The 18,550-nt window shown below is 67.6% G+C and carries 15 protein-coding genes; 6 read left to right on the top strand and 9 right to left on the bottom strand.

Annotation, left to right across the window (positions count from 1 at the left end; all coding sequences use genetic code 11):
* Positions 1 to 29 precede the first annotated feature (29 nt).
* The gene (locus LRP66_RS16990; RefSeq protein WP_230483786.1) at positions 30 to 635 is read left to right on the top strand and encodes a GNAT family N-acetyltransferase; all 606 of its coding nucleotides are present in this window, start codon (positions 30 to 32) and stop codon (positions 633 to 635) included.
* A 12-nt stretch (positions 636 to 647) separates the two neighbouring features.
* On the opposite strand, the gene LRP66_RS16985 is transcribed toward LRP66_RS16990, so the two are convergent.
* Positions 648 to 1,520 (bottom strand): energy transducer TonB, encoded by an 873-nt coding sequence (locus LRP66_RS16985; RefSeq protein ID WP_230483785.1) that lies wholly within the window; start codon positions 1,518 to 1,520, stop codon positions 648 to 650.
* A 201-nt stretch (positions 1,521 to 1,721) separates the two neighbouring features.
* Between LRP66_RS16985 and pgi the strand changes: the two genes are divergently transcribed.
* The 3 genes from pgi to LRP66_RS16970 all read left to right on the top strand — a co-directional run bounded on the left by pgi (position 1,722) and on the right by LRP66_RS16970 (position 5,033).
* Positions 1,722 to 3,215 carry a glucose-6-phosphate isomerase gene (gene pgi, locus LRP66_RS16980; protein WP_230483784.1) on the top strand — a complete coding sequence of 498 codons (1,494 nt, stop codon included), beginning with the start codon at positions 1,722 to 1,724 and terminating at the stop codon, positions 3,213 to 3,215.
* 137 nt (positions 3,216 to 3,352) lie between these two features.
* The gene (gene gor / locus LRP66_RS16975; protein WP_230483783.1) at positions 3,353 to 4,702 is read left to right on the top strand and encodes a glutathione-disulfide reductase; all 1,350 of its coding nucleotides are present in this window, start codon (positions 3,353 to 3,355) and stop codon (positions 4,700 to 4,702) included.
* Positions 4,703 to 4,865: 163 nt separating this feature from the next.
* Complete coding sequence (locus tag LRP66_RS16970) at positions 4,866 to 5,033, top strand: hypothetical protein (RefSeq protein WP_230483782.1); 168 nt, start codon at positions 4,866 to 4,868, stop codon at positions 5,031 to 5,033.
* A gap of 10 nt (positions 5,034 to 5,043) precedes the next feature.
* On the opposite strand, the gene LRP66_RS16965 is transcribed toward LRP66_RS16970, so the two are convergent.
* Both LRP66_RS16965 and LRP66_RS16960 read right to left on the bottom strand, forming a co-directional pair.
* A complete protein-coding gene (locus tag LRP66_RS16965; RefSeq protein WP_230483781.1) occupies positions 5,044 to 5,694 on the bottom strand; it encodes a glutathione S-transferase family protein in 651 nt (216 codons plus the stop codon).
* 34 nt (positions 5,695 to 5,728) lie between these two features.
* Positions 5,729 to 6,625 carry a dienelactone hydrolase family protein gene (locus LRP66_RS16960; RefSeq protein WP_230483780.1) on the bottom strand — a complete coding sequence of 299 codons (897 nt, stop codon included), beginning with the start codon at positions 6,623 to 6,625 and terminating at the stop codon, positions 5,729 to 5,731.
* Between the two features lie 129 nt (positions 6,626 to 6,754).
* On the opposite strand from LRP66_RS16960, the gene LRP66_RS16955 reads away from it, so the two are divergent.
* Positions 6,755 to 7,618 (top strand): hypothetical protein, encoded by an 864-nt coding sequence (locus LRP66_RS16955; protein ID WP_230483779.1) that lies wholly within the window; start codon positions 6,755 to 6,757, stop codon positions 7,616 to 7,618.
* Between the two features lie 48 nt (positions 7,619 to 7,666).
* Here LRP66_RS16955 and ftsH read toward each other — a convergent pair whose 3' ends face one another.
* From ftsH to lldD, 6 genes are all read right to left on the bottom strand, one after another.
* Positions 7,667 to 9,634, bottom strand: a complete 1,968-nt coding sequence (gene ftsH, locus LRP66_RS16950) for an ATP-dependent zinc metalloprotease FtsH (RefSeq protein WP_329959298.1) — start codon at positions 9,632 to 9,634, stop codon at positions 7,667 to 7,669.
* A 230-nt stretch (positions 9,635 to 9,864) separates the two neighbouring features.
* Positions 9,865 to 10,857 carry a tRNA lysidine(34) synthetase TilS gene (gene tilS, locus LRP66_RS16945; protein ID WP_230483778.1) on the bottom strand — a complete coding sequence of 331 codons (993 nt, stop codon included), beginning with the start codon at positions 10,855 to 10,857 and terminating at the stop codon, positions 9,865 to 9,867.
* A gap of 216 nt (positions 10,858 to 11,073) precedes the next feature.
* Positions 11,074 to 12,000 (bottom strand): YbgF trimerization domain-containing protein, encoded by a 927-nt coding sequence (locus LRP66_RS16940; protein WP_230483777.1) that lies wholly within the window; start codon positions 11,998 to 12,000, stop codon positions 11,074 to 11,076.
* Between the two features lie 89 nt (positions 12,001 to 12,089).
* Positions 12,090 to 13,040, bottom strand: a complete 951-nt coding sequence (locus tag LRP66_RS16935; protein WP_230483776.1) for a helix-turn-helix domain-containing protein — start codon at positions 13,038 to 13,040, stop codon at positions 12,090 to 12,092.
* A gap of 91 nt (positions 13,041 to 13,131) precedes the next feature.
* The gene (ptsP, locus tag LRP66_RS16930; protein WP_230483775.1) at positions 13,132 to 15,405 is read right to left on the bottom strand and encodes a phosphoenolpyruvate--protein phosphotransferase; all 2,274 of its coding nucleotides are present in this window, start codon (positions 15,403 to 15,405) and stop codon (positions 13,132 to 13,134) included.
* Between the two features lie 132 nt (positions 15,406 to 15,537).
* Complete coding sequence (gene lldD / locus LRP66_RS16925) at positions 15,538 to 16,671, bottom strand: FMN-dependent L-lactate dehydrogenase LldD (RefSeq protein ID WP_230483774.1); 1,134 nt, start codon at positions 16,669 to 16,671, stop codon at positions 15,538 to 15,540.
* A 237-nt stretch (positions 16,672 to 16,908) separates the two neighbouring features.
* Between lldD and LRP66_RS16920 the strand changes: the two genes are divergently transcribed.
* The gene (locus tag LRP66_RS16920; RefSeq protein ID WP_230483773.1) at positions 16,909 to 17,823 is read left to right on the top strand and encodes a glycoside hydrolase family 43 protein; all 915 of its coding nucleotides are present in this window, start codon (positions 16,909 to 16,911) and stop codon (positions 17,821 to 17,823) included.
* The last annotated feature ends 727 nt before the right edge of the window (positions 17,824 to 18,550 follow it).

The raw sequence follows: 18,550 nt of genomic DNA, 5'->3' as shown, positions 1-18,550 counted from the left end.
GTCGGACGCTTCCGGAGATTCCGACTGACATGATCGCCATCCGCGCCGCCCGCCCCGAAGACGCCGCCGCCATCGCCGCCATCTACGCCCCGCACGTGCTGGCGGGCGTCGTCTCGTTCGAGACCCAGGCGCCGGATGCCGATACCATGCTGTCCCGGATGCAGGGCGCGGACGGCCTCTATCCCTGGATCGTCGCGACGCTGCGCAGCCAGGACGGGGACGATGACGAAGGGCAGGAAGAGGCCGTGATCGGCTATGCCTATGCCGCGCGCTTCCGCGAGCGCGAGGCCTATCGCTGGGTGGTCGAGACGACCATCTATGTCGCCGACGTATCGCAGCGGTCGGGGATCGGGCGACTGCTCTACGAGGCGCTGGTCGATACGCTGACCGCACAGGGCTTCACCCAGGCGATGGGCGTCATCGCGCTGCCCAATGACGGTTCGATCAAGCTGCACGAGGCGGTCGGCTTCCGCCGCGCGGGCGTCTTCCGCGAGGTTGGGCACAAACATGGTCGCTGGATCGACGTCGGCTATTGGCAGCGCGAACTCGCCGAACCGAAACCCCACCCGGCCGAGCCCAGGCGGTTCGCCGATGTCGGCGTGATCCGCGATCCGGTGGCGGGGAAGCATCGCTGACCCGCGCCACCGTCAGCGGACGGTGAAGAAGGGCGCGCCGGGCTCCCAGTTGATCCGCTGGACCCAGACCGAAGCCATCGGCTTGCCATCCGGGCCGATCGCGGGTTCAAAGCGTCCGCGCTTCGTGGCGGCCTGGCACGTGGCGTCCTGAAACGCCTTGTCCCCACCGGACTTGGTGACCGCGCAATTCTGGATACTGCCATCGGAGCCGATCAGCAGCCGGATGATGACGGCCCCGGCCAGGCCAATCCTCGCCGCGCCGGCGGGGTAGTCGTCCGGCTGGAACCAGGTGGCGATGTTGCCGACCGGCTGCGGCCCGCGGGTCGCGCTGCGCAGCGCCGCCGGATCGAGTCCCCAGGACTTGATGAGGTCGTCGGAACACTGGTCGAGCGCCGCCAGCGCCCCCTTCATCGAACCCAGGTCGAACTGCATCACGTAGCGCCGGACGAAATTGACCCGCATGATCGTCGGCTTGCCCGCCGCGACGTCGCTGCGAAACGCCTTGGGCAGGTCGACGTCCGGCTGGAATCGCAGCGTCGCGGGAACCTGGCCCGTGCTGGCGAACCCCTGGGCCTGGATACCGGGCACGTCGGCCATGGTGGAGGTCGCGACCGATACCGGCACGCGCCTGTCGGTTGCGGGAATATGCGGGCCCGCCAGCAGCATCTCGATCCGGTCGGCCGGATCGTAGCGACTGAGCTGCAGAATGGTACGCTCCTTGCCCTCTCCGAAGGTGCGGATCAGGCGACATTCGTTCGGTGCGTAATCGACCTGCCATTTCGACGACGGGGCAAGAGCGGGCGGCGGCTCGGCGGCCAGGGCCATTTGCGGTGCGGCGCTGCCCGCCAACATCGCCAGATGCGTCATGAACGTCCAAGCCCGCATATCTCACTCCCCCGATTCGGCGGCTCTCCCACCACCGTCCCCACCGATGGCATGACCGTCGTGAATCCGGCAAGCCCGCTGCAGGTTCATGGCGCCCGTCCGGGCCCACCATACCAATCTAAGGCTTGGCTTACCCCCCGCGCTTTGGCTAACGCCGTGCATGAAGCCCCCCGGGGCACGCGCAAGGAAGGAACAGGCATCATGGCTGCCGACTGGTCGACTATCGAATCGCTTCCGCAGACCCCGCTTCTCGATCTTTTCGCGAATGATCCCAACCGACTGGCCTCGCTCAGCCTGGACGTCGCGGGCATCCATTTCGACTGGTCCAAGACCCATTTGACGCGTGAGGCGGTCGCCGCCTTCGCCGAACTCGCCAAGGCGCAGGGGCTGGCCGCCAAGCGCGACGCGCTGTTCGGCGGCGAGGTGGTCAACGTCACCGAGGGCCGCGCGGTCGAGCACACCGCCGAGCGTGGCGAAGGCAATCCCGAAAGCGTCGCCACCGCCCGCGCCTCGCACGCCCGGATGCGCGCGCTGATCGACGCGATCGAGGCCGAGGCGCTGGGGCCGATCCGCCACGTGCTTCACATCGGCATCGGCGGCTCGGCGCTGGGCCCGGACCTGCTGGTCGACGCGCTGGGCCGCGACACCGATCGCTATGACGTGGCGATCGTGTCCAATGTGGACGGGATGGCGCTGGAGGAGGTGTTCAAGCGCTTCGACCCGGCCGCCACGCTGCTGGTCGTCGCGTCCAAGACCTTCACCACCACCGAGACGATGCTCAACGCCACCTCGGCGCTGCAATGGATGACCGAGCATGGCGTCGAGGATCCGTATGGCCGCGTCATCGCACTGACCGCCAATCCCGACAAGGCGGTCGAATGGGGCGTGGACGAGACGCGCATCCTGTCCTTCGCCGAGTCGGTCGGTGGCCGCTACTCGCTCTGGTCGACGATCGGCTTCCCCGCCGCGCTCGGCCTCGGCTGGGACGCGTTCGAGGAACTGCTGGAGGGCGCGGCCGAGATGGACCGCCATTTCCGCCTGACCGACATCAGCCAGAACGCGCCCGCGCTCGCCGCCTTCGCCGACCTCTATTACACCCAGGTCCGCCATGCCGAGACGCGCGCGCCCTTCGCCTATGACGAGCGCCTGCGCCTCCTGCCCTCCTATCTCCAGCAGCTCGAGATGGAATCGAACGGCAAGGGCGTGACCGTGGACGGCCAGCCGGTCGGTCGGCCCACCGCCGCGATCACCTGGGGCGGGGTCGGCACCGATGCGCAACATGCGGTGTTCCAGCTCCTCCACCAGGGCACCCACCTCGTCCCCGTCGAGTTCATCGCGGTGGTCGAGCCGGGCGACGTGCTGAGCGACGATCATCACCGCCAATTGCTGCTCAACGCCTTCGCGCAGGGTGCCGCGCTGATGAAGGGCAAGAAGACCGACGATCCCGCGCGCAGCTATTCGGGCGATCGTCCGTCCTCGACCATCCTGCTCGAAACGCTCGACCCGCGCACGCTGGGCGCGCTGATCGCGTTCTACGAGCACCGCGTGTTCGTGAACGGCGTGATCCTGGGCATCAACAGCTTCGATCAGTTCGGTGTCGAGCTGGGCAAGGAAATGGCCAAGGCCGCCGACCAGGGCGGTCAGGAATTCGATCCCTCGACCGAAGACCTGATCAAGCGGGCGTTCGGCAAATAGGCAATTCCTCCCCTCCCCGCTTGCGGGGAGGATCATGTTTCCGATCACTGTCAGGGGGACGCTGAACTTGGCTCGGCGTCCCCCGTTGTGCTTTTAGATGGCCGAGATGCCCCCAATTTCCCGGAGAGACCGATCCCATGGCTGACTATGACTATGACCTGTTCGTGATCGGGGCAGGCTCTGGGGGCACGCGGGCGTCGCGGGTCGCGGCGGCGCATGGCGCGCGCGTGGCGGTCGCCGAGGAATATCGCGTCGGCGGCACATGCGTCATCCGTGGCTGTGTTCCGAAAAAGCTGCTCGTCTATGGCGCGCATTTCGCCGAGGATCTGAAGGACGCGCGCCGCTTCGGCTGGCAGGTGCCGAGCGACTGCGAATTCTCGTGGGAGACGTTGCGCGACAATGTCCTGGCCGAGGTCGACCGGCTCAATGGCGCGTACAAGAAGACGCTGGAGAGCCATGATGTCGAGATCATCGGCCAGCGTGCCACCGTCACCGGGCCGCACAGCGTCCGGCTCGCCGACGGGACCGAGAAGACCGCCGAGCGCATCCTGATCGCGGTCGGCGCCCACCCGGCCATCCCCTCCTGCCCCGGCCATGAACATGGCATCACCTCCAACGAGGCATTCCATCTCGACAGCATCCCCAAGCGTGTGCTGATCGCGGGCGCGGGCTATATCGCCAACGAGTTCGCGGGCGTCTTCCACCAGTTCGGCGCGCATGTGACGTTGATCAACCGCAGCAAGGACATCTTGCGCGGCTATGACCTGACGATCCGCGACCGGCTGCTCCAGATCTCGATGATGAAGGGGATCGAGTTCCGCTTCGACGCGACGTTCCAGGGGATCGAGAAGCAGGCTGACGGCACGCTCAAGGTTTCCATGTCGAACCATGCCGATATCGAGGTCGATCTGGTGATGTTCGCGACCGGCCGCGTCCCCAATACCCGTGACCTGGGACTGGAGACGGCGGGCGTCGAGCTGGACGATCACGGCGCGGTCAAGGTGGACGAGGACAATCGCTCCACCTGCCCCAGCATCTATGCGGTCGGCGACGTCACCAATCGCGTCCAGTTGACCCCGGTGGCGATCCGCGAGGGACAGGCCTTTGCCGACACCATCTTCGGCGACAAGCCGACCAGGGTCGACTACGAATGCATCCCGGCGGCGGTGTTCAGCCATCCGCCGATGGCGGGCGTCGGCCTGACCGAGGCGCAGGCCAAGCAGAAGCTCGGCTCCGTCCGGGTCTACACCTCCGATTTCCGTCCGATGAAGAATGTGCTGGCGGGACGCGACGAGCGCGCGCTCTACAAGATGGTGTGCGACGGCGACAATGACCGGGTCGTCGGGTTGCACATGATCGGCCCCGACGTGCCCGAGATCCTGCAGGCCGCGGCCGTCGCGGTGAAGGCGGGGCTGACCAAGGCGCAGTTCGACGCGACGGTGGCGCTGCATCCTACCATGGCCGAGGAACTGGTGCTGATGCGCTGAGCCATCCCGCCTGCCCCCTGTGGATCGTCCCGTCACAGGGCAGGCGGGACAGCGTCGGACGCCGATTCGCTATCGCGGCAAACGTTATCGCCCGCTACACAATCCATCATAGCGTGGAGGGGCGGAAACGCCCTTCCGGCATCGGACCATGTGGGACATGAACATGCGTGAGCAGGCCGTGACGTTCGAACAGGTGATCGCCCATGCGCAGGCCGCGATGGACGGCGCGGACGCGTTGCAAATGCCGCTGGCGGGCAATCACATCGCGGCGGGTCTCGATATGCTGCGGGCCGCGCAGGAGGCTCTCGAAAACCGTCGCGAATCGGCCTGACGGGCGGGGGTCAGTCGCCCGCCGCCCCACCTTCCTCGACCTTCGCGCCGTCCTCGACCTTGCCGTCGTCCAGCGCGGTGGCGCGGCGATGCGCGGGTCGATCGGCCAGGCGACCGATATAGGCCATGATCGCATCGGTCTTGGGCACCAGCCCGAACTGGGTGAACCACATCAACTGCGACCCGACATAGACATCGGCCGCGGTGAACCGGTCGCCTGCGATATAGGGGGTGCGCGCCACGGCGTCGCCGATCACGCCGACCGCCCGATCGAAATCGCCATAGCCCGCCATGCGCTGCTGCTCTTCGGTCACGGTCACGCCAAAGGCGCGGTTGGTGATCGCCGCCTCCAACGGACCCGCCGCGAAGAACAGCCACCGATAATAGGCGGCTCGCTCGTCCGGCAGCGGCGCCAGTTCGGCGTCGGGAAACGCCTCGGCCAGATAGGCGCAGATCGCCGCCGTCTCGGTCACCACCTGATCGCCATGGACGATCGCGGGAACCTTCATCATCGGATTGATCGCGCGATACGCCTCCGCCACCATCGTCGTGCCGTAGTCGAGGACGACGGTCGTATAGGCCACCCCCGTCTCCTCGAGCATCCAGCGGGCGATCCGTCCGCGGGATTGCGGATTGGTGTAGAGCGTCACGTCGGCGGTCATGCGGGGTCTCCGTTCGGCGGATGAGTGGGCTGGATCAGGCCCGGTCGAGATGGCGGTGGAGGAAGGCGGTCGTCCGCGCCCAGGCCTCTTTGGCGGCGGCGGCGTTGTAGCGTTCGGACGAGCTGTCGTTGTTGAAGGCATGGTCGACGCCGGGATAGGTGAAGGCCTCGACCGACTTGCCCGCCGCGCGCAGCGCCGCCACCCACGGTTCGCCCGTCGCGTTCACGCGTGCGTCCTTGCCCGCATAGTGGAGCATCAGCGGTGCCTGCACCTTGACCGCCTCGGACGGCGCGGGCGCCGGGCCGTAATAGGCGACACCCGCCGCCAGCGCCGGTCCCGCCGCGATCGCCAGCCGATCGACGAACGCCCCGCCCCAGCAGAAGCCGACCGCGCCGACCCGACCGGTGCCCGTCTTGTCGGCGGCGGCATGGGCGATCATCGCCCGCGCCTGCGCCAGGGCCAGGTCATAGTCGAGCGAACCGATCAACGTGCGGGCGCGGTCCTCGTCGGCGGGCGTGCCGCCCTGCGGCGCCAGCAGATCGGGGGCGATGGCGTGGAAGCCGACCAGCGCCAGCCGTCTGGCCACATCCTCGATATGCGGGGTCAGCCCCCGATTCTCATGGATGACCAGGACGTTCCCCAACCGCTTCCGGGCATTCCTGGGCGAGGCGAGATACGCCGCCGAGCGTGCGCCCGCCTCCATACCCTCGCGACGGTCGATCTTCAGCCGGGCGTCGTGCGGATCGACGATCGCCGCCGCCGCCGGGCTGGCCGCGATCCCCAGGATCAGCGCCTCGGCCGCCGCCGCCGATCCCGCCAGTGCGGTCATCTGGCGCAGCAGGGTGCGGCGATCGTGATGTTCATGGGTAAAGGCGTCGTAGATTCGAACGGCGTCGTCGCGCAGCGCCTGGCTATCGGGAACATCGGTCATCGGGCGATCCTCCATCGGGCCGCCGCCCGTCCGGCTCGGGTCGGACCTGTCGCTTGCGACCGTCTCCAGAGCATAGGCGCGCGGTTGGCGGTGGGCTAGGCTGGATCGACGGATAAAGGGAGGAAAGTCATGTTGATCGTCGCATGGGCGTTGCTGCAGGCGCAGACCGTTCCCCCACCCCAGCAGACACCCCCGCCGCCACCCCCGCCGCCCATGCATGGCGGCATGGTGCCGATGACCTGCCCGATCGGTGGCGAGCGATTCTCGGGCTGGCAGGCGGGCAGCTACTCCACCTATGGCGAGCGGCCCGACGGGCGCCCCTATAGCTATCTGCATTTCCCCTTCCCGGTGCCCGAATGCCCCGGCAACCATCTGGTGGTGTTCGACAATTTCCCGGATGCGGACAAGGCGGCGCTCGCCATGCTGATCGCGACGCCCGCCTACGCCCGGCTGGTCGCCGAGGGCGACACGCCCTATTATCGCGCAAGCTGGCTGTCGGCACGGCTGAGCCGTCCCGAGCCCGTATCGCTCGGCTGGCTACAGGCGGCGCTGTGGGCCGACACGCCCGGTTTCATCGATCCGCTCGATTCGACCGAGGCCGGCAAGCGACGTGCGCGCTATGCGAGCGAATTCGTCGACCGGGTCCGCCGACTGCCCTCCGATACGAGTATGAAGGACCGGCTCTGGCTGACCGCACGAGCGGCCAACCAGCTTCGCCAGATGGGCGATTTCGCCGCGGCAGAAACAATGCGACACGACGCCATGGCCATGCTCGGTCAGCCGGGGGTCGGTGACGGCTGGGACGACTATCTCGCCAAGCTGGGCCCGGTCATCGCGCGCCGCGATGCCTCGGTCGAACCGCTCGACATGATCCCGGTGCGCGAGGCGGCGTATCGCTGTGCCAAGCCCGGCAAGACACCGCTGTCCGCCATGGAAACCCGATTATGCGCCAAGCCGACGATCGCGGCAGAGGCGGCGAAGGTCGCCAAATGAAAAAGGCCGCCCCCTTTCGGGAGCGGCCCCTTTTCATCGGGTTTCGCGTCAGGCGCCGAGCGGACTGGGCGAGCCGAACGGCCCGGTGCCGCGACGGGTCTTGGGGATCGACGTACCCGCCTTGGCGATCGGAATCGCCTTCAGCTTGGGATCGTCGCGACCGATATCGTCACCCGCGATCAGCTTCTTGATCTCGTCACCCGACAGCGTCTCATATTCGAGCAAGGCCCCCGCCAGCAGATGAAGCTGATCGACATGATCGGTCAGGACATGCTTGGCGCGGTGAAGGCCACCCTCGACGATCGACTTGATCTCGTCATCGATGAGTTGCGCCGTCTGGTTGGACATGCGCACCGGCTGGCTGGACGAATAGCCGAGGAAGCTTTCGCCTTCCGGCTGCGCATATTCGACCGGGCCCACCTTGTCCGACATGCCCCATTTGGTGACCATGTCGCGGGCCAGACCCGTGGCATATTGGATGTCGCCGCTCGCGCCGCTCGACACCTTCTCATAGCCGAAGATGATCTCCTCGGCGACGCGTCCGCCCATCGCGACCGCCAGGTTCGCGTACATCTTGTCGCGATGATAGCTGTACGAGTCGCGTTCGGGCAGGCGCATCACCATGCCGAGAGCGCGGCCGCGCGGGATGATCGTCGCCTTGTGGATCGGGTCCGATGCCGGTTCGTGCAGCGCGACGATGGCATGGCCAGCCTCGTGATAGGCGGTCATCCGCTTCTCATCGTCGGTCATGACCATGGAGCGGCGTTCCGCGCCCATCATGACCTTGTCCTTGGCTTCCTCGAACTCGGCGTTCGCGACCAGGCGCTTGCCCTTGCGCGCCGCCATCAGCGCCGCCTCGTTGACCAGGTTGGCCAGGTCCGCACCGGAGAAGCCCGGCGTGCCGCGCGCGATCACGCGGGCATCGACGTCAGGGGCCAGCGGCACCTTCTTCATATGGACTTCGAGGATCTTCACGCGGCCATCGATATCCGGGCGCGGCACCACCACCTGGCGGTCGAAGCGGCCGGGCCGCAGCAGCGCGGGGTCGAGCACGTCGGGCCGGTTGGTCGCGGCGATGATGATGATGCCCTCATTGGCCTCGAAACCATCCATCTCGACCAGCAGCTGGTTCAGCGTCTGCTCGCGCTCGTCATTGCCGTTGCCGAGCCCTGCCCCACGATGGCGACCAACCGCGTCGATTTCGTCGATGAAGACGATGCAGGGGGCCGATTTCTTGGCCTGCTCGAACATGTCGCGCACGCGGCTGGCGCCGACGCCGACGAACATCTCGACGAAATCCGAGCCCGAAATGGTGAAGAAGGGCACGCCCGCCTCACCCGCGATCGCGCGGGCGAGCAGGGTCTTGCCGGTGCCGGGCGAGCCGACGAGCAACGCACCCTTCGGAATCTTGCCGCCAAGGCGGGCGAATTTCGACGGATCCTTCAGGAATTCGACGATTTCCTGCAATTCCTCACGCGCTTCGTCGATGCCGGCCACATCGTCGAACGTCACCTTGCCTTCCTTCTGGGTCAGCATCCGCGCGCGGCTCTTGCCAAAGCCCATCGCGCCGCTCGCGCCGCCGCCCTTCTGCATCTGGCGCAGGACGAAGAAGGCGATGCCGATGAAGAGGATGAACGGCAGCGAATTATACAGCATCAGCATCCAGACCGACGGTGCTTCCTCGGTCTTTGCGGTGAAGGTCACACCCTGCTTGCGCAGGCGGGGGATGAGCTGCGAATCGGGGACCGGCGTGGTCTTGAACCGCTCACCCGACGACAGCGTGCCGGTGATCGAATCGCGCGAGATGGTCGCGGTCTTGACCGTTCCCTCGTCCACCTTGTCGAGGAAGGTCGAATATTCGATCGCGTTGCCGCTCTGCGTCGAGGACCCCGCACCCGACAGACTCACGAACAGCGCGAGCGCCATCAGGATGCCCACCCAGATCAACAGGCTCTTCATCCAGGGGTTGCCGCCCCCATTGGGATCGGGGCTCTGCTGCTTGTCGTTGTCGTTCATAGGTGCCGGATACCTTTCAGCCTCCAAGATAGGCATGGCGGGGTTAATGGCAATGGAACAACGCCGATCAATGTGATCGGTGCGACGGACGAATTGCTTCCCAATCTCGGCTTGCGGATGGGGACCGCCGGGCGCAGCCTGATGGCGGAGCGCAGCGCGCCCCCGCCCCTCCACCACCGCTTCGCGGCGGTCCCCCTCCCCGCGCTTCGCGCAGGGAGGACTGGGAAAGGTCAGCCGGTGCGGCGTGGTGGCGCGGGGCGGAAACGCCAGACGCCCGAGCGGACGCTGGCGATCACCCCCGCCTGGGTGGCGCGGCTGCCCTGCTTGAGCGATTCGAGCAGCTTCTCGATATTGCCGCTCTCGCTCCAGGCGGGCGCCTCGATCCCGGCGGCATCGCGTACCGTGCCGATCGCGCGACGTGCCAGTCGGCGGCCCAGTTCGCGCGGCAGGTCGGCGGCCTGGATCCGGACATTGTCGCCCTCGATCTGCACACGCTGATCCCACAGCCAGTCGACGGTCGCGCGGAGATCGGCATCCGCCTCCGCCAGCTGCTGCGCCGCGCGTGCCATCTGCGCCACGCCCAGCCACTCATGACCGTCGAGCAGTTGCCGGAATCGGGTACGGTCGTGGCGCGGATCCTGGTTGGCGGGATCGTCGACGAAGGGCGCCTCGGCCCGGCGGACGATCTGCCGCAGCTCGGCCCGCCGCCATTCCAGCAGGGGACGGACGACCGTCATGCCCGCGATCACGGTACGCGCGCGCACCCCCGACAGCCCCGACAGCCCGGCCCCGCGCGCCGCGCGCATCAGGAACGTCTCCGCCTGGTCGTCGGCGTGATGCGCGGTAAGGATCGTCGTCGCGCCGATCATTCGCGCCCGCTCGGCGAGCAGCGCGTAGCGGGCCTCCCGCGCCTGCGACTGAAGGCTCGCGCCCGCGATCGGTTCGGCAGGGCGCAAACCATGATGCGGCACGCCCAGGGCAGCGCAATGCGCCGCGACCATCGCCACCTCGTCCGCCGCTTCCGGACGAAGCCCGTGATCGACCGTCGCTACCGCGATCCGTTTGGGAAACGCCGCTACGGCGAGCGTCAGCATCGCCATGCTGTCGGGCCCACCCGATACGGCCAGCAAGAGCGGCGCGGGGTCGGCGGCGGGATCGTGAAGAAGCGTCAGATCGGCGACGAAACGCGCGATCTGATCGACGGCCGTGGCATCGGTGGCCATGATGCTCTCAAAACTGGTCAGGGATGCGCGCCCTCTGACGCGTCCAGGGGACGGGCGCAAGAGGTTTAACGGTGATCGGTCCGTATTGAATTCCTCCCCTGCAAGGGGAGGGGGACCATGCGAAGCATGGTGGAGGGGTGTCCCCGCTGGCCGTGACACCCCTCCGTCAGGGCTTCGCCCTGCCACCTCCCCTTGCAGGGGAGGAAGGTAATACGATCACTGACACTTGGCGGCGCTGCGTCCCGCGGTGATCTGCGACTTCATCGAGGCGGACAGCTTGGCGCCGTACACATCGGACAGTTCGTCATACACCTTGCACGCGTCCGCCGCCTTGTTGAGCTTGGTCAGCGCCTGCCCCAGATAGAGCAGACTGTCGGGAGCCCGCTCGCCATCCGGGAATTTCTTGTAATTCTCGTAGAACGCCATCGAGGCCAGGCTCGGCTTGCCCGAATCGAGATAGGTGCGGCCGAGCAGATTCTGCGCATAGCTGGCGCGGCGGCTCTTGGGATAGTCGGTGACGACCTTCTTCAACTGCGTCTCCGCCTCGGCATAGCGCTTGGCGGTCCACAGGCGATAGCCGTAGAGATAGGCGTCCTCGGCCGGGTCGCCGGTCGAGGGCTTGTCGACCGCCGCGCCGCCAGCCGGCGCGGTGCTGGCGGTATCGCCGGTCACGACCGACGGCGCCGCCGGGCTCTTGCCGCCGCCAGCCGCCGGAGCGGGGGTGTCCAGCGGCGCGCTCTGCCCCGCGGATGCGATCGGCGCGGGGCCCGATTCCAGCGCCTTCAGCCGCGCATCGGTCGCGCGCTTATAGGCGTCGAACTGATCCTGAAGCTGACGGGTGCGATAGCCGTTCTGCTCGATCTGGCCGGTCAGGCTCGCCATCTGCTCCTCGAGCGAGGTCACGCGCGAGGTCAGGTCGCTGAGCGCGCTGGAGGCGGGCACGCCGGGGGCCTGTGTCTGGGTCTGGGGCGCGGTGATCTCGGGCTGGACATAGCCCCCTGCCCCGTTCGGGAAGACCTTGCGCTGGACCGCGCGCATTTCGCTTTCCAGCTTGCCGACCCGCCCCTCGACATTGGACTGCGCCATGGCGGCACTCGGCAGGATCGTCAGGGCCGCGACCCCGGCCAGCAACAGATTACGCATCGGTTTCACCCCCCGGTGGGCATGATGTGGAAACAACGGATGCCGTCCTGCCCCGTCGCGGCTGTCTGCAGCCTGAAAGAAACGGCCCCTTACAGATCCGCCGGAGCCGTGGTGGCGGTGGTCGGCGAGGGCACGGGCGTCGGGGCCAGCGGCGCCGCATCGCCCGACGTCGCGGCCGGTGTCCGCCGGGCCGACCGGTCGCGCGGCGCGCTGCGGCTCGTACCCGTCGATGGCGATGCCGCAGGAGCGGGCGTACCCGACAGGCGCGCCGCGATCGCGGCGGGATCGAGCCGCACGTCCTTGATCGCGCGCGATCCGTCACCCAGCTGCGGGATGGGCGAACCGTTCAGCGTCACCGTCAGCTTGTCGGGACGACCGACATTGAGCAGCGGGTTCTTCACGTCGGCAGGCACCTCGAACTGCTCGCCGGGCTGCAACGTGCCGATCTTGATCGTCTTGTTGTCCGCGTCATAGACGCGCAGCCAGACCTCGCCCTTGGCGATCAGGACGACCTTGCCACCGGTCACCGGGGTCGGACTGGGCGCAGGCGCCGGAGCCGCCTCGCCGGTGTTGCCCAGCGGCGTCACCGCGGGCACGTCCTGGGCGGTGCGGTCGCGGCGGAACAGGTCGGTGCCGTACCACAGCCCCGCGATGATCAGCACCGCGAGCGCCAGGCCGACGCCGATGATCGCCAGGCCGCGCGATGGCACGCGGGCGGGATCGACGATGTCCTGCGGCACATATTCGGCGACCCGGCGGCCGAGCCGGTCGACATCGGCGCGGACCGCCTGTGCGATCGCGACTTCGTCCGCTCCCACGGCGCGGGCATAGGCCTTGGCGAAGCCGACGGCATAGGTCGCCGACGGCAGGCTCTGATAATCGGATGCCTCGATCGCCGCGAGATGACGACTGGGGATGCGGGTGCGAGCCCCGATATCGCCAAGCGACAGCCCTTGCGCCTCACGCGCCTCGCGCAGGACGTCACCGGCGCGGGTAGGTGCCGCCGGTGCGGCATCGTGGCCGGGATTGACCTCGTCCATTCTCAACTCCGAAGTGACCATGGCCCACCCCATGATCGCGGCCGTTCTTTCAGAGCCCCGGGCTCAAGTCAACGCGGGGGCCCGGCTTGATTTAGGCCAATTCCACACCATTCGTCGCAGCCCAGGCACCAAGCGCCCCGCGCATGTCGCGGACGGGATGGGCGAGCAGCCGCGTCATCTCCCCGGCGATCGCCGAACGGTCGAGCGAACGGATCATCGCCTTGACCGGCCCGACCGCGGCGGGCGTGATCGACAGGCGTTCGATACCCAGTCCGATCAGTGCCATAGCCTCCAGCGGACGCCCGCCCATCTCACCGCAAACCGCCACCGGCACGCCCGCCGTCCGCGCGGGTTCGACCACGCGGCGCAGGAAGCGCAGGATCGACGGGCTCAGCCAGTCGTAACGCTCCGCCAGCTTGGGGTTGGCGCGATCGGCGGCGAACAGGAACTGGGTCAGGTCGTTGGTCCCGACCGACAGGAAATCGACATTGGGGAGAATCAGGTCGAGCTGCTCGGCCAGCGCCGGCACCTCGAGCATCGCGCCGTAGCGCATCTCCAGCGGCAGGCGACGACCGCGCGAGCCGAGCCACGCCCGCTGCGCCTCGAACAGGGCCTTGGCCTCGTCGAACTCCCACGCCTCCGACACCATCGGGAACATGACATGGAGCGTGCGCCCCGCCCCCGCCTCGATCAGCGCGCGCGCCTGCGCCTTCATCAGCCCTTCGCGTTCGAGCGCCAGGCGGAGCGCGCGCCAGCCCATCGCGGGGTTCTCTTCGTCATGGTCGGCGGTGTTGAGATAGGGCAGCGCCTTGTCCCCGCCGATATCGATCGTGCGGAAGATCACCGGCCGGTCGCCCGCCGCCTCCAGCACGTCGCGGTAGAGCCGCTGCTGCCGCTCGCGCTGGGGCAGCGTCGCGGACACGAGGAACTGGAATTCGGTGCGGAACAACCCGATCCCGTCCGCCCCGGTCGTGTCGAGCGCGGCGGCGTCGTCGCGAAGCCCCGCATTGACCATCAGCGTCACGCGGTGGCCGTCCCTGGTCACCGGCGGCACGTCGCGCAGCGCCGCGAATGCGGCGCGCCGCTTCTGGCGAAGCTGCAGCTTGGCCTCGAACGCCTCCTCCATGGCGGAGGTGGGACGGACGAGCACGCTGCCCTCGGTCACGTCGAGCAGGAGCAGGTCGCCCTCGGCGATCTGGCGGCGCACGTCGCTGACCCGGCCGAGCACCGGAACGCCCATCGCGCGCGCGACGATGATGACATGCGCGGTCAGCGATCCCTCCTCCAGGATCACGCCCTTCAACCGCCGCCGGTCATATTCGAGCAGCTCGGCGGGGCCCAGATTGCGCGCGAGCAGGATCGTGTCCTGCCGCAGCCCGAGTTGCGCCGCCGTTCCCATCTGGCCCGACACGATCCGCAGGAGCCGGTTGGACAGGTCCTCCAGATCGTGCATCCGGTCGGCGAGCAGCGGATCGTCGATCTGGCGCATCCGCTGGCGCGTGCGCTGCTGCACCCGCTCGATCGCCGCCTCGGCGGTCAGGCCGCTGTCGATCGCCTCGTTGATCCGCCGCGCCCAGCCCTCGTCATAGGCGAACATCTTGTAGGTTTCGATGACCTCGACATGCTCGCCCGCAACGCCGAATTCCGCCTCGCGCGCCATGCGGTCGATCTGCTCGCGCATCTTGTCGAACGCGGCATAGACGCGGCGCCGCTCGGCATCGATGTCCTCGGCGACGGTATGCTCGATGACGATGCGCGGCTGGTGATAGACGGCAAAGCCGCTACCCATGCCGTCGACCAGCTTCTGGCCGCCCAGGCGGATCGACGCGGTCATCTGCGGTCGCGCGCCCGCCGCCCCCGCCGCGTCGATCAGCCCGGCATTGGCGATCAGCTCGGACAGGACCATCGCGACGGTCTGCAACGCCTCGATCTCGACATCCGCATATTTGCGCGGCTCGCTATGCTGAACCGCCAGCACGCCAACCGCGCGCTCGCGCCGGATGATGGGAACGCCCGCGAAACTGTGGAACCGGTCCTCGCCCGTTTCGGGCTTGTAGGCGAAGTCGGGGTGGCTGGCCGCCTCGTCTAGGTTCAGCACCTCGACATCCTCGGCGATCGTGCCGACCAGCCCCTCGCCCAGCGCCAGCTTGGTGACGTGAACCGCCTCCTCGGCCAGACCGCGCGTCGCGAAGAGCTCGAGAACCCCCTCGCGCAACAGATAGATCGAACACACCTCGCTGCCGATCGCCTCTCCGATGATCTGGACGACCTGGTTCAGCTTGGCTTGGGCGGGGGTGCGCGACGCCATCACGTCGTGCAGACGAACGAGGATCTCGCGGGCGGATGCGGCGGCCGATACGGGCATGGCCACAGGGCTAACAGACCGGACGCGCCGGTGTCATGCCCTAATATCGCAGTCGCCCGCGCGGAGCCGATAACAATTCCTCCCCAGGCACCGCTTGGGGGGAAGGGAACCGCCGCGAAGCGGTGCCCGGCCCTAGCCCGCCAAGGCACTCCGATCGATCTCCGCGATCGACTTCACGCCGGTCAGCGTCATCGCCACGCGCATTTCGGCATCGAACAGCCGCAACAGGTTGGCGACGCCTGCCTCGCCCGCCGTCGCCAGCGCATAGATGAAGGCGCGACCGATCAGCACCGCGTCCGCCCCCAGCGCCAGCATCCGCACCACGTCCAGCCCCGAGCGCACGCCCGAATCGGCGAGCAGCTTCAACTCGCCCTTCACCGCATCGGCGATGGCGGGCATCGCGCGCGCGCTGGAGCGAACGCCGTCGAGCTGCCGCCCGCCATGGTTGGACACGACGATCCCGTCCGCGCCGAACCGCACCGCGTCGCGCGCATCCTCGGGGTCGAGAATCCCCTTGATCACGATCGATCCCTTCCAGAAGTCGCGGATCCACTCCAAATCGCGCCACGCGATCGACGGATCGAAATTGGCGCCCAGCCAGCCGATATAATCCTCGAGCGCGGTCGGCATGCCGCGATAGGTCGAGATATTGCCCAGATCGTGCGGCCGTCCGTGCAGACCGACGTCCCAGGCCCAGCGCGGATGGGTCACCGCCTGTACCATCCGGCGAAACCCCGCATTGGGTCCCGACATGCCCGCATGCGCATCGCGATAGCGCGCGCCGGGCACCGGCATGTCGACGGTGAAGACCAAGGTCGTCACGCCCGCCGCCTGCGCGCGTTCCAGCGCGTCGCGCATGAAGCCCCGGTCGCGCAGCACGTAGAGCTGGAACCAGATCGGCGCGGAGGACGCCGCCTGCACCTCCTGGATCGCGCAGACCGAGACGGTGGACAGGGTGAAGGGAATATTCTTCGCCGCCGCCGCGCGCGCCGCCTGTACCTCGCCGCGCCGGGCGTACATGCCCGCCAGCCCGACCGGGGCGAGCACGACCGGCATCGCCATGCGGGTGCCGAACAGCTCAGTCTCCAGGCTGAGATCGGCGACGTCGCGCAGCACCCGCTGGCGCAGTTCGATGCCGGACAAATCCTCGACATTGTGGCGCAGCGTGTGCTCGGCATTGGCGCCACCGTCGAGATAATGGAACAGGAACGGCGGCAGGCGGCGCCGCGCGGCCTCGCGATAATCGGCGGGGGCGGAAATGATCATCGGGCAACGGGCTCCAGCATGGTCGTCCCCGCCCCGTACAACGCCGAGCCGCCGGAGACAAAGGCCGACCGACCGCCCCACCTTCCCCCCGCCCGCTTGCCCCGGTCGCGGCCACGCTCTAGCCTTGTCGGACAAATCGCCTTCAGGGCGCGATCGCGGCATGGGGAGAACTGGGCGATGGAGCCTGCATCGAAGACGTACCGCGCCATGGGTCGGCGAGTGCGGATCGCCGCTGCCATGGCCTTGTTTCCATGGCTGTGCGCGGCGACGGCACGACCGCCCAAAGCCGCTGGCGAGACCATGGTCTTCACCTCGTTCCACGGCAATGGCGACGGGCTTCACCTGTCGGTCAGCACCGATGGCGGGCATCGTTGGCGCGATCTCGACAGGGTCTTCCTGACGCCGGAGGTGGGCGGCAGGCTGTTGCGCGATCCGCATATCCTGCGCGGCCCCGATGGCGTGTACCGCATGGTCTGGACCACCGGCTGGAAGGACAAGGGAATCGGCTATGCCAGCTCGCGCGACCTGATCCACTGGTCGGCGCAACGCTATATTCCGGTCATGGAGGGGGTGCCGGGGACCAACAACGCGTGGGCACCCGAAACCGTCTACGACCCCGCCAGCCGCGCCTATGTCATCACCTGGTCGTCCGACGTCGATGGCCGCTTCCCGGCGACGCGCCGTTCGGGACAGATGAACAACCGCACCTATTATGTCACGACGAAGGACTTCGCGACCTTCAGCACGCCCGGCGTGCTGATCGATCCCGGTTTCGACCATATCGATACGACGATCCTGCGCGTCGGCAGCCGCTATGTCGCCGTGTTCAAGGAAGGCGACAATCAGGAGCGCGGCCGCTGGGGCCCGATCCAGTGGGCGGTCGCGGATCGGGTGCTCGGCCCCTATAGGCTGATGCCCAAGCCGCTCGTCACCGGTGAGCGCGCCGAGGGGCCGACGCTGGTCACCGATGGCGACCGCACCCGGCTCTATGTCGACTACTATGCCAATGGCCGCTACGGCGCGTTCGAGACACGCGACTGGCGGACATGGCGCGACGTCTCCGACGCGGTCCGCCTCGTGAAGGGGCAGCGTCACGGCACCGTCCTGACCATCCCGTCCCACGTCGCGAAGGCATTGGAGGAGGCGCACTGACCGGTCGCGAAGCAGGCGCGGAGCGCTCGTAAATGGCCGAACCCCGACGGCAAGCGCAAAACCGTTCCGCGGCTGTCCCGATTTGCCCCTTCCCATCCGAAAACGGCAGCATCTTCATTTGCACGACAATGCTTGTCGCGATACCGGTATCCCACAAGCACAAGGAGGGGTTTATGGCGTATGTGTTCGAGTTCGGCGCGACCTGGCTGGCCGCCGCCATTCTCGCAGGCTTCGGCTTCGGCCAGTTCATGCGCGCCGCCAAAACGCCGACCGGCGATCGCGATCCGCTATAAGCCGCTGTACGCGGACGACGGCGAACGTCACGAAAGACCTGACCAGGCCAATCACCGGCACATGCGCTTCGAAGCGTGAAATTTGTGGCTGGCGCACCCGAGGTGAAAGCGATGGGCACTCGAATCATTGGGAAATTCTGGTGCCGAGGGCGAGGCGGCGCGATGATCAAGGCTTCCTGGTGCGGACATCCTGATCGCTGGCTATGGTCGCGCCACCCGCATTCGATCGTTAGGTCGAGTCGGCATTTAGCACTGCTTTTTCTTCTCTCTCCTTGTGAAAGGGGAAGATCCCGCAGCCTCGGGTTTCGCGTAGCAAAGGCTTAGTCGGAGTTGGGTGAGGGGCCGGCGCGGATGCGGGCTGAGTAGCCCCTAGATTTCTGGACGCCTCGGGTCCTAATTTTGAGGACAGGAGGCGACGATGGGGAAACCCAATT

It is taken from the genome of Sphingomonas sp. Leaf21, assembly GCF_916858675.1.
Classification (GTDB): Bacteria; Pseudomonadota; Alphaproteobacteria; order Sphingomonadales; family Sphingomonadaceae; genus Sphingomonas.
The sequence above is the reverse complement of the archived record's forward strand: the minus strand, read 5'-3'. Positions and strand labels throughout refer to the sequence as shown.